The sequence below is a fragment of the Aquibaculum arenosum genome (genome assembly GCF_029222965.1).
Lineage (GTDB): Bacteria > Pseudomonadota > Alphaproteobacteria > Kiloniellales > DSM-21159 > Aquibaculum > Aquibaculum arenosum.
The window spans coordinates 160,991-174,017 of sequence record NZ_JARHUD010000001.1; the positions used below are offsets into that span (position 1 = coordinate 160,991).

12 protein-coding genes are annotated in these 13,027 nt (G+C 66.4%); 6 read left to right on the top strand and 6 right to left on the bottom strand.

All coding sequences use genetic code 11. The features are described from left to right. Positions 1–38 precede the first annotated feature (38 nt). Both P2G67_RS00690 and hydA read left to right on the top strand, forming a co-directional pair. Positions 39–1,037: an ABC transporter substrate-binding protein gene (locus P2G67_RS00690; RefSeq protein ID WP_275819039.1), complete on the top strand. Its 999-nt coding sequence runs from the start codon at positions 39–41 to the stop codon at positions 1,035–1,037. 75 nt (positions 1,038–1,112) lie between these two features. After that, positions 1,113–2,570: a dihydropyrimidinase gene (gene hydA / locus P2G67_RS00695; protein ID WP_275819041.1), complete on the top strand. Its 1,458-nt coding sequence runs from the start codon at positions 1,113–1,115 to the stop codon at positions 2,568–2,570. A 64-nt stretch (positions 2,571–2,634) separates the two neighbouring features. Here the strand turns inward: hydA and cueR are convergent, their stop codons facing one another. Beyond that, the gene (gene cueR, locus P2G67_RS00700; protein ID WP_275819043.1) at positions 2,635–3,036 is read right to left on the bottom strand and encodes a Cu(I)-responsive transcriptional regulator; all 402 of its coding nucleotides are present in this window, start codon (positions 3,034–3,036) and stop codon (positions 2,635–2,637) included. 157 nt (positions 3,037–3,193) lie between these two features. On the opposite strand from cueR, the gene P2G67_RS00705 reads away from it, so the two are divergent. Beyond that, positions 3,194–3,523, top strand: a complete 330-nt coding sequence (locus P2G67_RS00705; protein WP_275819045.1) for a DMT family transporter — start codon at positions 3,194–3,196, stop codon at positions 3,521–3,523. Positions 3,524–3,590: 67 nt separating this feature from the next. Here the strand turns inward: P2G67_RS00705 and groL are convergent, their stop codons facing one another. From groL to P2G67_RS00720, 3 genes are all read right to left on the bottom strand, one after another. Further along, a complete protein-coding gene (groL, locus tag P2G67_RS00710; protein ID WP_275819047.1) occupies positions 3,591–5,222 on the bottom strand; it encodes a chaperonin GroEL in 1,632 nt (543 codons plus the stop codon). A gap of 20 nt (positions 5,223–5,242) precedes the next feature. Continuing rightward, positions 5,243–5,557 (bottom strand): co-chaperone GroES, encoded by a 315-nt coding sequence (gene groES / locus P2G67_RS00715; protein ID WP_275819048.1) that lies wholly within the window; start codon positions 5,555–5,557, stop codon positions 5,243–5,245. 158 nt (positions 5,558–5,715) lie between these two features. Then, a complete protein-coding gene (locus P2G67_RS00720; RefSeq protein ID WP_275819050.1) occupies positions 5,716–6,618 on the bottom strand; it encodes a DMT family transporter in 903 nt (300 codons plus the stop codon). 110 nt (positions 6,619–6,728) lie between these two features. On the opposite strand from P2G67_RS00720, the gene P2G67_RS00725 reads away from it, so the two are divergent. The 3 genes from P2G67_RS00725 to P2G67_RS00735 are packed head-to-tail and all read left to right on the top strand — an operon-like array spanning position 6,729 to position 11,530. After that, on the top strand, positions 6,729–7,856 hold the full coding sequence (locus P2G67_RS00725; RefSeq protein ID WP_275819052.1) for a zinc-dependent alcohol dehydrogenase family protein: 1,128 nt from the start codon (positions 6,729–6,731) through the stop codon (positions 7,854–7,856). Next, positions 7,853–9,394: a bifunctional aminoglycoside phosphotransferase/ATP-binding protein gene (locus tag P2G67_RS00730; protein WP_275819054.1), complete on the top strand. Its 1,542-nt coding sequence runs from the start codon at positions 7,853–7,855 to the stop codon at positions 9,392–9,394. The genes P2G67_RS00725 and P2G67_RS00730 overlap by 4 nt, the downstream gene beginning before the upstream one ends. Before the next feature lie 57 nt (positions 9,395–9,451). Then, positions 9,452–11,530 carry a molybdopterin-containing oxidoreductase family protein gene (locus tag P2G67_RS00735; protein WP_275819056.1) on the top strand — a complete coding sequence of 693 codons (2,079 nt, stop codon included), beginning with the start codon at positions 9,452–9,454 and terminating at the stop codon, positions 11,528–11,530. Positions 11,531–11,554: 24 nt separating this feature from the next. Here P2G67_RS00735 and P2G67_RS00740 read toward each other — a convergent pair whose 3' ends face one another. Together P2G67_RS00740 and dnaJ are read right to left on the bottom strand one after the other, a co-directional pair. Beyond that, on the bottom strand, positions 11,555–11,860 hold the full coding sequence (locus P2G67_RS00740) for a DUF3253 domain-containing protein (RefSeq protein ID WP_275819057.1): 306 nt from the start codon (positions 11,858–11,860) through the stop codon (positions 11,555–11,557). Between the two features lie 14 nt (positions 11,861–11,874). Next, positions 11,875–13,011 (bottom strand): molecular chaperone DnaJ, encoded by a 1,137-nt coding sequence (gene dnaJ, locus P2G67_RS00745; RefSeq protein ID WP_275819059.1) that lies wholly within the window; start codon positions 13,009–13,011, stop codon positions 11,875–11,877. Positions 13,012–13,027: the final 16 nt, after the last annotated feature.

Consider the following 13,027-nt stretch of genomic DNA (forward strand, 5'->3'; position numbering starts at 1 on the left):
CCAGGGATAAACTAGGGCTTCAAACAGGGAGATTGGCAATGAAGAAGAGCATCGGTTTGTTGAGCGGCATGGCCGTGGGCCTCACTGCCTTATCGGGGGTGGCGCTGGCCAATGATGAGGTGACCCTGCAGCTCAAGTGGGTGACCCAGGCGCAGTTCGGCGGCTACTACGCCGCACTGGAGAATGGCTTCTATGAGGAGGAGGGCCTCGACGTCACCATTAATCCCGGCGGTCCGGACATCGGCCCGCCGCAGGTGATCGCTGGTGGCGGTGCCGATGTGATTGTCGACTGGATGCCCTCGGCACTGGCATCGCGCGAGCGCGGCGTGCCCCTGGTGAACATCGCCCAGCCTTTCAAGCAGTCGGGCATGATGCTCACCTGCCTCAAGGACACTGGCATCGAAGAGCCGGAGGATTTCCGTGGACGCACGCTGGGCGTCTGGTTCTTCGGCAATGAGTATCCCTTCTTGGCCTGGATGTCTCATCTGGACATCCCCACCCAGGGCGGCGACGAGGGCGTGAACGTCCTGAAGCAGGGCTTCAATGTCGATCCACTGCTGCAGCGCCAGGCCGACTGCATCTCCACCATGACCTACAATGAGTACGGCCAGGTACTCGACGCCGGCATCACCGAGGATGAGCTGCTGGTCTTCAAGTACGAGGATCAGGGCGTGGCCCTGCTGGAAGACGGCCTCTACGTCATGGAAGAGAACCTGGAGGATCCTGAGTTCGTAGATCGCATGGCCCGCTTCGTGCGCGCTTCCATGAAGGGCTGGGAATGGGCCAAGGAGAATCCCGAGGAAGCGGGGATGATCGTGCTGGAGTATGATGAGACCGGCGCGCAGCAGGAGCATCATCAGATCCGGATGATGACCGAGGTCGCCAAGCTGACCGAGGGCTCCAACGGTACGCTGGACCCGGCCGACTATGAGCGCACGGTCGACATTCTGCTGGCCGGCGGCTCCGACCCGGTGATCACTGAGCGGCCGGAAGGCGCCTGGACCCACGTGGTAACCGACGCGGCCTTCGGCGAATAAGGGCCGAAGCATAGACCGCTCCCCGGCGGATCGGCCGCCGGGGAGCCTTCAACATCTGACGACTGGGAGGATAGCATGGCCATCCATATCAAGGGCGGCACCCTCGTGACGGCGGAGAACGAGGTCCGGGGCGATCTCTTGATAGAAGGCGAGAAGATCGTGGCCGTGGGCGAAAAGCTGGATGTGCCGGCCGGCGCGGAAACCATCGACGCCGGGGGCTGCTACGTGATGCCCGGCGGCATCGATCCGCACACCCACATGCAACTGCCCTTCATGGGCACGGTGGCGAGCGAGGACTTCTTCACCGGCACCCGGGCGGGGCTGGCCGGCGGCACGACGATGATCATCGACTTTGTCATCCCCAGCCCGCAGCAGCGCCTGATGGAAGCCTGGAAGCAGTGGCGGGAGTGGGCGGAAAAGGCCTGCGCCGACTATGCCTTCCATGTGGCAATCACCTGGTGGGATGAGAGCGTGCACGCCGACATGGGCACGCTGGCGAAGGAGCACGGCGTCAACTCCTTCAAGCATTTCATGGCTTACAAGAACGCCATCATGGCCGACGATGAGATCTTGGCCAATTCCTTCATGCGCTCGCTGGAGCTCGGCGCCATCCCGACCGTGCATGCAGAGAACGGTGAACTGGTCTTCCGCCTGCAGCAGAAGCTGAAGGACATGGGGATCACCGGGCCGGAGGGCCATCCGATCTCACGTCCGCCGGAAGTGGAAGCCGAGGCGACGCAGCGGGCCATCCGCATCGCCCAGGTGCTGGGGTCTTCGCTCTACGTCGTTCATGTCTCGGCCAAGGAGGCGATGGACTGCATCACCCGCGCCCGGGCCAATGGTCAGCGGGTCTATGGCGAGGTGCTGGCGGGACACCTGCTGATCGATGACAGCGTCTACCGCCACCCCGACTGGGACTATGCGGCGCACCACGTGATGAGCCCGCCGTTCCGCCCGAAGGAGAACCAGGAAGCGCTTTGGCGCGGCCTGCAAGGCGGCAGCCTGCAGACCACCGCCACCGACCACTGCTGCTTCTGCACCGACCAGAAGCGCGCCGGCCTGGAAGACTTCTCGCGCATTCCCAACGGCACCGGCGGGGTCGAGGACCGCATGGGCGTGCTCTGGCATGCCGGCGTGAACAGCGGCCGCCTGACCCCCAGCGAGTTCGTGGCCGCCACTTCGGCCAATGCCGCCAAGATCTTCAACATCTACCCGCGCAAGGGCTCGCTCTCGGTGGGGGCGGATGCCGATGTGGTGGTCTGGGACCCCAAGGCGACGCGCACCATCTCGGTCAAGACGCATCACCAGAACATCGACTTCAACATTTTCGAAGGCATGGAGGTGCAGGGTCTGAACCGGGTGACGCTCAGCCGCGGCGATCTGGTCTATCAGGACGGCGACCTGCGGGTCGAGAAGGGCCGCGGCCGCTATGTGGAGCGGCCCTGCTTCGCGCCTTATAATCAGGCGGTTCACACCCGCAACGAGGCCACCAAGCCTAGCGCGGTGGAGCGGAAGAAGGCTGCCGCTGAATAGAAACGCGCGGTAGCGAGATGCGCGGCCGGGGCTGCGGGGTGATGCCCGTTGCCCCGGCCGGCGCTTATTCTTTCGGCGCTGCGGCGGCCAGGGACTCGATGATCGGGCACTCCGGCCGCGCGTCGCCGTGGCAGGTCTGGGCCAGGTGCTTCAGGGTTGCGGCCATCTCCTGCAGGTCCCGGGCCTTGCGCTCCAACTCGTCCACATGCTCCAGGGCCAGCCGCTTGACGTCGGCGCTGGCGCGTGAACGGTCCTGCCACAGCGCCAGCAGCGTGGCGATCTGGTCCAGGGAAAAGCCCAGGTCGCGCGCCCTGCGGATGAAGCGCAGGCTGTGCACCTCGGTATTGCCATAAAGGCGGTAACCCGCAGTGCTGCGATCGGCCGGCGCGATCAGCCCGATGGACTCGTAATAGCGGATCATCTTTGCCGAGACCCCGGAGGCCCTGGCCGCAGTTCCGATGTTCATCGCCTGTGCCTTCCTCTCCTGCGCGGCGGCGCCGAGCGCACGGTGCCTTGGCCGCCCGGTGCAATGTTGCTACAGAGCGGAGACTTTGGCCGCATCGCGTCGCGTTCCTGATGGAGCGTCATCACGGCGAGCGTAGGGCGCGTGAGGAAGGGAATCCATGGTCTACGTCTATCTCGCGTTCGCGATCCTGTTCGAGACCATCGGGACCACCTTCCTGCAGGCCTCGCAGCAGTTTTCCCGCCTGGTGCCGACGGTCTTCGTCGTCCTCTTCTACGCCGCCTCCTTCTACCTGCTTTCGCTGGTGCTGAAGGTCATGCCGGTGGGTGTGGCCTATGCCGTGTGGAGCGGCCTTGGCATCGTCTTCATCACTGCCATCGGCTGGCTCGTCTTCCGCCAAACCCTCGACCTTCCCGCCGTCATCGGCATCGCCCTCATCATCACCGGCGTCCTGGTGGTGAACCTCTTCTCGAAGACCGTGGGGCATTGAGCACGAGAAAAGGGCCGCGGGGGATGCCCGCGGCCCTCTGCAAAGGCTAACAGGGAAGACCTGAGACTTAGAAGTCCATGTCGCCCATGCCCGGGGCGCCGCCGGCGGCCTTCTTCGGCTCCGGCTTGTCGGCGACCATGGCCTCGGTGGTGATGAGCAAGCCGGCCACGGAGGAGGCGTCCTGCAGGGCCGTGCGCACGACCTTGGTCGGGTCGATGATGCCGGCCTTCACCAGGTTGGTGTAGTCACCCGCCTGGGCGTCGAAGCCCCACTCAACGTCCGTGCTCTCCAGCAGCTTGCCGGCGACCACCGAGCCGTCGAAACCGGCGTTCTGGGCGATTTGGCGCACCGGTGCCTGGATGGCGCGGCGGACGATCTCGACACCCACCTTCTGGTCGGCATTGGCGACGGAGACACTGTCCAGTGCCTTCAGCGCGTAGAGCAGCGCGGTGCCGCCGCCCGGGACAATGCCTTCCTCGACCGCTGCACGGGTGGCGTGCAGGGCGTCATCGACACGGTCCTTCTTCTCCTTCACTTCAATCTCGGAGGCGCCGCCGACGCGGATCACCGCAACGCCGCCGGCCAGCTTGGCCAGCCGCTCCTGCAGCTTCTCACGGTCGTAGTCGGAGGTGGTCTCCTCGATCTGCGCCTTGATCTGCGCAACCCGGGCCTCGATCTCCTTCTTCTCACCGGCACCGTCGACGATGGTGGTGTCTTCCTTGGTGATCGAGACCTTCTTGGCGGTGCCGAGCATGTCGAGGGTGACATTCTCGAGCTTGATGCCCAGGTCTTCGCTGATGGCGGTGCCGCCGGTCAGGATGGCGATGTCCTGCAGCATGGCCTTGCGGCGGTCGCCGAAGCCCGGAGCCTTCACGGCCGCAACCTTCAGGCCGCCGCGCAGGCGGTTGACCACCAGGGTCGCCAGGGCCTCGCCCTCGACGTCCTCGGCGATGATCAGCAGCGGGCGGGAGGACTGAACCACAGCCTCGAGCACCGGCAGCAGCGCCTGCAGGTTCGAGAGCTTCTTCTCGTGGATCAGGATGTAGGGGTCTTCCAGCTCGACACGCATCTTGTCGGTGTCGGTGCAGAAGTAGGGCGAAAGGTAGCCGCGGTCGAACTGCATGCCCTCGACCACCTCGAGCTCGGTCTCGAGGCTCTTGGCCTCCTCGACGGTGATGACACCCTCGTTGCCGACCTTCTGCATGGCCTCGGAAATCATCTCGCCGATGGTGCGGTCGCCGTTGGCGGAAATGGTGCCGACCTGGGCGACTTCCCCCGGGTTGGAGATCTTGCGCGAACGGCTGCGCAGATCCTCGACCACGGCGGCCACGGCTGCATCGATGCCGCGCTTCAGGTCCATGGGGTTCATGCCCGCGGCCACGGACTTGGAGCCTTCGCGCACGATGGCTTGGGCCAGAACGGTCGCGGTCGTCGTGCCGTCGCCGGCCAGATCATTGGTCTTGGACGCGACCTCGCGCACCATCTGGGCGCCCATGTTCTCGAACTTGTCGGAAAGTTCGATCTCCTTGGCGACCGTCACACCGTCCTTGGTGATGCGCGGGGCGCCGAAGGACTTGTCGAGCACCACGTTGCGGCCCTTGGGGCCCAAGGTCACCTTCACTGCGTCGGCCAGGATATCGACGCCGCGTAGCATGCGCTGGCGGGCATCCTGGGAAAACTTGACGTCTTTGGCTGCCATCTTCTTTCAAACCTCCGAAATCAGGCGGCCTTGGCCGAAGCCGCACCGGCTTCGAGCACGCCCATGATGTCCGACTCCTTCATGATCAACAGCTCTTCGCCGTCGATCTTCACTTCGGTGCCGGACCACTTGCCGAAGATCACGCGGTCGCCGACCTGAACGTCCAGCGCCACGATCTCACCCTTTTCGTTCCGGGCGCCCGGGCCCACGGCAACGATTTCGCCCTGCTGGGGTTTTTCCTTGGCAGTGTCCGGAATGATGATGCCGCCCGCGGTCTTCTGGTCCTCGTCGATGCGACGGACCACCACGCGGTCGTGCAACGGCCTGAAGGTCATATATCGTCCTCCCAATTGAGACTGACGGATGATTGCCAATGATGGCAGGTCTGTTAGCACTCCCGATTGGCGAGTGCCAAACGCTGCCGAAGCGCTATCTACGGCGGGTCGCGGCGCTTTTCAAGAGGCAGAAATGCGGGAAAATGCGCTTGGGGCTTTCAGCGCTTTTCGCGCTTGCGGACCTGTTCGCGGTGGAAGACGTAAAGCCCTGAAACCACGAGGATTCCGGCGCCCAGCAGAGTCCAGGCATCGGGCAGGTCGCCCCAGACCACCAGGCCAAAGAGGACGGCCCAGACGATGTTGGAGTAGCCGAAGGGCGCGACCACCGCGGCGGGAGCCTCGCTGTAGGACTTGATCAGGCAGAAATGGCTGCTGCCACCGACCAGCCCCACGGCCACCATCATCAGCCAACCGATCAGGTCAGGCTGGACCCAGAAGAATGGCACGCCCAGCGTCATCACCACCGCGCCCACCAGGGAGCTGTAGGTCAGGGTGGTCATGGAGGAGTCGCTGTGGCTGAGCAGCCGCGTGGTGATGTGATAGAAGGCGTTCACCAAGGCCGCGGCCAGGGGGAAGAGTGAGGCCAGCACGAAGACGTCGGTGCCCGGCCGAATGACGATGAGCGCGCCGACCAGCCCGGCGAAGACGCCGCCCCAGCGCCGCATGCCCACCTTCTCGCCCAGAAAGGGCACCGAGAGCGCGGTGATGAACAGCGGGCCCAGCAGCATGACCGCCGCGGCTTCGGCGAGTTGCAGCATGCTCAGGCCCATGAAGAACAGCCCCGTGGTGATGACCAGTAGGAGCGAGCGCAGCAACTGCAGCGGCAGGCGGCGGGTGCGCAGGGTGCGGGGCAGGGCGCCGCGCAGGAAGAGCGCGATGAGAACCAGGTGGAAGGTGTAGCGGGCCCAGACGATCTGCCAGACCGGATAGGTTTCGCTGAGCAGCTTGGCGAAGGTGTCGAGCACCACGAAGAGCATGACCGCGAGCAGCATCCAGAGGATGCCGCGGCGATTTGCAGCCATCTGAGCCAGGCCCGATTGGCTGCCGGCGGCTTCACTCATGCAATCGACTTCTCGCTTGTTGTACGCCCCTCGCGGCGCAAGACTCCCTTTGCTATGGATAGCGCCAGGAAGCGCGCGAGGCGAGCGCGCAGGACGCAAGGGAGAACTGCATGAAGATCAAGGCCGCGGTTTTGAACGAGATCGGGCGGGCCGGGCCCTACGCCGAATCCCGTCCGCTCACCGTGGAGACGCTCGACCTGGAGGGACCTGGCCCTGGCGAGGTGCTGGTCGAGATCAAGGCGGCCGGTTTGTGCCATTCCGATCTTTCGGTGATCAGCGGCGATCGCCCGCGCCCCGTGCCCATGGCCCTGGGCCACGAGGCAGCCGGCGTGGTGGCCGAGGTCGGTGAGGGCGTGGACGATCTGCAGCCCGGCGATCACGTGGTCATGGTCTTCGTGCCCTCCTGCGGTCATTGCCTGCCCTGCTCGGAAGGGCGCCCGGCGCTCTGCGAACCGGCGGCCAAGGCCAACAACGCCGGCCATCTGCTGAGCGGCGCGCGACGCCTCTCGCTGGATGGTGAGCCGGTGCATCATCATCTGGGTGTGTCCGCCTTCGCCGAGGCGGCGGTCGTCTCACGCCGCTCTCTTGTGAAGGTCGACCCGAGCCTGCCGCTGGAGCAGGCCGCGCTGTTCGGCTGCGCGGTGATGACAGGCCTGGGTGCCGTGGTGAACACCGCCAAGGTCAGTGCCGGCTGCAGTGTCGCCGTCATCGGCCTGGGCGGTGTCGGTCTCAACTCCCTGCTGGGCGCGCTGCTGGTGGGGGCGGAGCGCGTGGTGGCCATCGACATCCTGCCCTCGAAGCTGGATATGGCGAAGCAGCTTGGCGCGACGGATGTCTTCGATGCGCGCGACGCTGATGTGGCGGAGCAGGTGCGCGAGGCCACCCAGGGCGGCGTCGACTTCGCCTTCGAGATGGCCGGCTCCGTTCCGGCCCTGGAACTGGCCTACAAGGTGACCCGCCGCGGCGGCACGACCGTCACCGCCGGCCTGGCCAATCCGGGCAAGGCCATGTCGCTCTTCCCCGTGACGCTGGTGGCCGAGGAGCGCACGCTCAAAGGCAGCTATATCGGTTCCTGCGTGCCACTGCGCGACATTCCGCGCTACGTCGGGCTGTTCCAGCGCGGCAAGCTGCCGGTGGACCGCCTGCTGAGCGAGCGGGTGGCGCTTGATGACATCAATGCGGCCTTCGACCGGCTCGCCAGCGGCGAGACGGTGCGACAGGTTCTTATTCCCTCGTGACGGGGAACTCCGACCAAGAGCGGGTCTTCGCCTTCCTGGCCGATCCGGCCACTCACGGGCTTGCGGCCGGGGAGGTGGGGCGCATCCACACGCATGTGGCCGAGGTCTTCCTGGCAGGCGACACGGTTTACAAAGTCAAGCGGGCCGTGCGCTTCGCCTTTCTGGACTTTTCCGGCCTGGAGGCGCGCCGGGCGGCCTGCGAGGCGGAACTGCGACTGAATGTCCGCACCGCGCCGGACATCTACCTCGACGCGGTGCCGATCTGCCGCGCGCCCGATGGCAGTCTCAACATCTCGGGCGAGGGGGAGCCGGTGGAGTGGGCGGTGAAGATGCGCCGTTTCGATGAAAACCAGACGCTGGATCACCTCGCCGATCGTGGCACCTTGCGCCCGGAGTGGATCGACGAGCTGGTCGATGCCGTGGTGACCTTTCACGGCGAGGCGGAGCGGCGTGGACCGCCCTATGGCGGGGCCGAAGGGCTGGACGCCATTATCGACGACAATGCCGAGGACATGGCGCGCCTGTCCGAGCTCTTTGCGCCGGCCCGGGTTGAGCGCCTGATCGCGGCCAAGCGCCAGGCGCTGGAGCGCAACGCCGCCCTGCTGGATGCGCGGCGCGACCAGGGCTGGGTGCGGCGCTGCCACGGCGACCTGCATCTCGGCAACGTGGTGCTGTGGCAGGGGCGGCCGACGCCATTCGACTGCATCGAGTTCTCCGAGAGCATCGGGTCGATCGACGTGGCCTATGATCTGGCCTTCCTGCTGATGGATCTGGAAGTGCGCGGGCTACGCGAACACGCCAACCGCGCCATGAACCGGTACTTCGGGCGCCAGGGCGGCGTCGAGGTGTTGGCGGCGCTGCCGCTCATGCTGGCCCTGCGCGCCGGCGTGCGAGCCAAGGTCAGCGGCCTGGCCCTGTCCGGCATGGAGGAGGGGGCCAAGGCGCAGCATCTGCGGGAGATGGCCGAGCGCTTCTTTGCCGCCGCCGAAGCCTTCCTTGCGGACACCGCGCCGCCGCGTCTCCTGGCCGTGAGCGGCCTCTCCGGAAGCGGCAAGACCACGCTGGCCAAGGCTCTGGCACCGGACCTGGGGCGCGCACCGGGCGCGCTGCACCTGCGCAGTGACGTCATGCGCAAGCGCCTGGCTGGCGTCACGCCGGAAGAGCGCCTGCCGCCCGAGGCCTACACCAAGGAAAGCAACCGGGCGGTCTATGAAACGCTTTTCGCCGAGGCACGCAGCGCTCTGGCCGCGGGGCAGTGCGTGGTGCTGGATGCGGTCTTCGCCCGACCGGGGGAGCGTGATGAGGCGGAAGCGATCGCCCGGGAGGCTGGTGTGGCCTTTCAGGGCATCTGGCTCGACGCGCCGGGAGAGTCACTGAAGGACCGGGTGGCGCGCCGGGTCGGCGATGCGTCGGACGCCACGGGCGCCGTGGTGGAGCGCCAGCTCGGCTACGAACTCGGCAGAATCGACTGGCCGCGTCTCGATGCTGCCCGTGGTCCGGAGGCAGTCTGCGTCGCGGCGAAGGCCTTGCTCCCATGACCGGCACTGAGTGAGACTGACATCGGCCGCCACCGGCCGCTGGAAAGAGTGACGCCCATGCCCCTGGATGCGACAAAAGGCCCCCGCTGGGCCCGCAGCACCTGCCCGCACGATTGCCCCTCCACCTGTGCCCTAGAGGTGGAATTGCTGGCCGAAGACCGCATCGGCAAGGTGCGGGGCAATGCAGCGCACCCCTACACCGATGGCGTGGTCTGCGCCAAAGTCGCGCGCTATGCCGAGCGCCTGCACCACCCCGCACGCCTGACGCAGCCCCTCGTGCGGCGTGGCGAGAAGGGTGTGGGCATCAGCGCCTTCGAGCCCATCGGCTGGGACGCAGCGCTCGATCTGGCGGCCGAGCGCTTCCTGCGTGCGGAGGAGCGTTACGGCAGCGAGACCATCTGGCCCTACTTCTATGCCGGCACCATGGGCCACGTGCAGCGCGACGGGATCCACCGCCTGCGGCACGCCAAGCGTTATTCGGGCCAGCAGTCGACGATCTGCACCACCCTGGCGGAATCCGGCTGGCTGGCGGGCACCGGCGTGAAGGCCGGCGTGGATGCGCGGGAAATCGCCGAGAGCGACCTGGTGGTGGTCTGGGGCGGCAATCCCGTCAACACCCAGGTCAACGTCATGACCCACATCGCGAAGGCCCGGAAGGGGCGCGGAGCGAAGCTCGTGGTGGTCGATCCCTATCGTACAGGCACCGCAGCCCAGGCGGACATGCATCTGATGGTTCGGCCCGGCACCGACGCGGCGCTGGCGGCGGCTGTGGGGCACGTGCTGCTGCGCGACTGCCTGGCTGACCGCAGCTATCTCGCGCGCTTCACCGATTTCGATGCGGCGGCCGAGGCCTTCTATGCCGAGCGCTCGCCGGCCTGGGCGGAGGCGATCACCGGCGTGCCGGTGCAGCAGATCGAAACCTTCGCAGCGCTCTATGGCGCAACGCCGCGCAGCTACATTCGGGTGGGCTACGGTTTCGCCCGCACGCGCAACGGTGCGGTCTCTGTGCATGCCGTTTCCTGCCTGCCCGGCCTGTTGGGCGCCTGGCAGCACCGCGGCGGCGGTGCGCTCTGGGGCAACGGCGCGATCTACCAGCTCGACAAGAGCTTGATCGAAGGCCTGGACGCGCGGGATCCGTCCGTGCGGGTGCTGGATCAGTCGCGCTTCGGGCCGGTGATGACAGGCGACCCACAGGACCTGGGCGCGGGGCCGCCGGTGACGGGGCTCTTCATTCAGAACACCAATCCGGCGGTGGTCTGCCCGGAAACCCGCAAGTGTCTCGAGGGCCTGGCCAGAGACGATCTCTTCGTCTGCGTGCATGAGCAGTTCATGACCGAGACGGCAGCCATGGCCGATCTTGTGCTGCCGGCTACGATGTTCCTGGAGCATAACGATTTCTACACCGCCAGCGGCCATACCACCCTGCAGGTAACCCGCAAGCTTGTGGAGCCGCCCGGTGCTTGCCGCTCCAACCATGAGGTGCTCTGCGGCCTGGCCAAGCGGCTCGGCGCGCAGCATCCCGGCTTCGAGATGACGGCCTGGGAGATGATCGATGCCACTTTCCGGGCTTCAGGCCATCCGGGGGCGCAGGAGGTCTATGACGCCGGTTGGCATGACTGCGCCGAGAGCTTCGAGCGCCAGCACTTCCTGGAGGGCTTCGCCCACCCGGACAAGCGCTTCCATTTCCACGCCGACTGGGCGGCCATCGGGGCAGCCCATGCGGAGATGCCGCGGCTGCCGGATTACTGGCCGGCGCACGATCAAGTGACGGAGGACAAGCCCTTCCGTCTCGTGGCGGCGCCGGCGCGCAGCTACCTCAACACCACCTTCACCGAGACGCCTGGCTCGCAAAAGCGCGAAGGGCGGCCGACGGTGTTGATGCACCCGGCCACGGTGGAACGGCTGGGACTGGGGGCTGGGGAGCGCGTGCGGCTGGGCAACGAGCGTGGCTCGCTGCTCATCGCGGTCGAGCCCTTCGACGGGGTGCAGCCGGAGGTTCTGGTGGTGGAATCGATCTGGCCGAACGCCGCCTTCGAGGAGGGTGTGGGCATCAATCTGCTGACCAGCGCCGACGCCGGCGCACCGCGCGGCGGTGCGGTCTTCCACGACACGGCCGTTTGGGTCAGGCCGGCCTGATCCCGCCCCGCCCGTCTCGTGAAGCTACTTCTGTGGCGGCAGCGCCAGTTTCACCAGGCCGCGGAAGGGGGCTTCGGGATCGACTGGTTCGCCCTTGCGCAGGATGACGATCTCGCCCTGGCGGGCCAGATGGATCGCCTGCTGGCGCACGGCGTTCATGTAGCGCCGCCAGAGGTCCGGCGGGTCGCCGGTCTTGCGCTTGGTCTCGGCGAAGCTGCGAGCGACCTCGTCCGGGCTGATTGCCGCACCTGGACCGGCCACGGCCAGCATCTCCAGGATGGTGGCCCCCACGGGGTCGCGCTTTTTGGCGCCGATCTCACTTTCAGTCATGCTCGTGCAGCGCCTTAGTCTCGGAGGTCATCGAAGAACTCTTTTACGCGGGAGAAGAACCCGCGGCTTTCCGGATGGTGGCTGCCGCCGTCCTCGCCGCATTCGAGCTGGAACTCTTCCAGCAGCTCGCGCTGACGCTTGGTGATTTCCACCGGTACCTCGACATTCACCTGGATGTAGAGATCGCCCATGGACTTGGAGCGCAGCACCGGCATGCCCTTACCACGCAGGCGGAACTGTGTGCCGGCCTGGGTGCCTTCGGGAATGGTGACCTTTGCGCGACCACCTTCAAGCGTGGGCACCTCAACGGCACCGCCAAGAGCTGCCGTGGTCATCGGCACCGGCACGCGGCAGAAGAGATTGGGCCCTTCGCGCTGAAAGAAGCGGTGCGGGGCGACGGAAAGAAAGATGTAGAGATCGCCCGGCGGGCCGCCGCGGCGCCCGGCTTCGCCCTCGCCGGAGAGCCGGATGCGCGTTCCATCCTCGACACCGGCAGGAATGTTCACCTGCAGCGTCTTCTCGCGATGGATCCGCCCGGCCCCCTCACAGGCCTTGCAGGGCGTCTCGATCACCTGGCCCTGGCCGCCGCAGGCGGGGCAGGCCCGCTCGATGGAGAAGATGCCCTGCTGCATGCGCACTCGGCCGCGGCCGTTGCAGGTGTTGCAGGTGATAGGCTTGGAACCGGGTTCTGCGCCGCTGCCATCGCAGGACTCGCAGCCCACCCAGGTGGGCACGCGGATCTGCGCTTCCTTGCCGTGGTAGGCTTCTTCCAGGGTGATCTCCATGTTGTAGCGGAGATCGGCGCCGGAGGGCGCACCGCCGCGCCGGGCACCACCCATGATGTCGCCGAACATCTCGTCGAAGATGTCGGCAAAACCGGTGAAGTCGAAGCCGCCCGGCCCGGCTCCACCCCCGGCCGCGGCGCCATCGACGCCAGCGTGGCCGAAGCGGTCGTAGGCCGCCCGGGTCTTGGAATCCTTCAGGACTCCGTATGCTTCGTTGAGTTCCTTGAACTTCTTCTCGGCCTCGGCATCGCCCGGATTGCGGTCCGGGTGATACTGCATGGCCAGCTTGCGATAGGCCTTCTTGAGTTCGTCGTCGCTGGCTCCTCGCGCGACCCCCAGCGTTTCGTAGTAATCTCTTTTGGCCATGACCTCGCCGTCGACT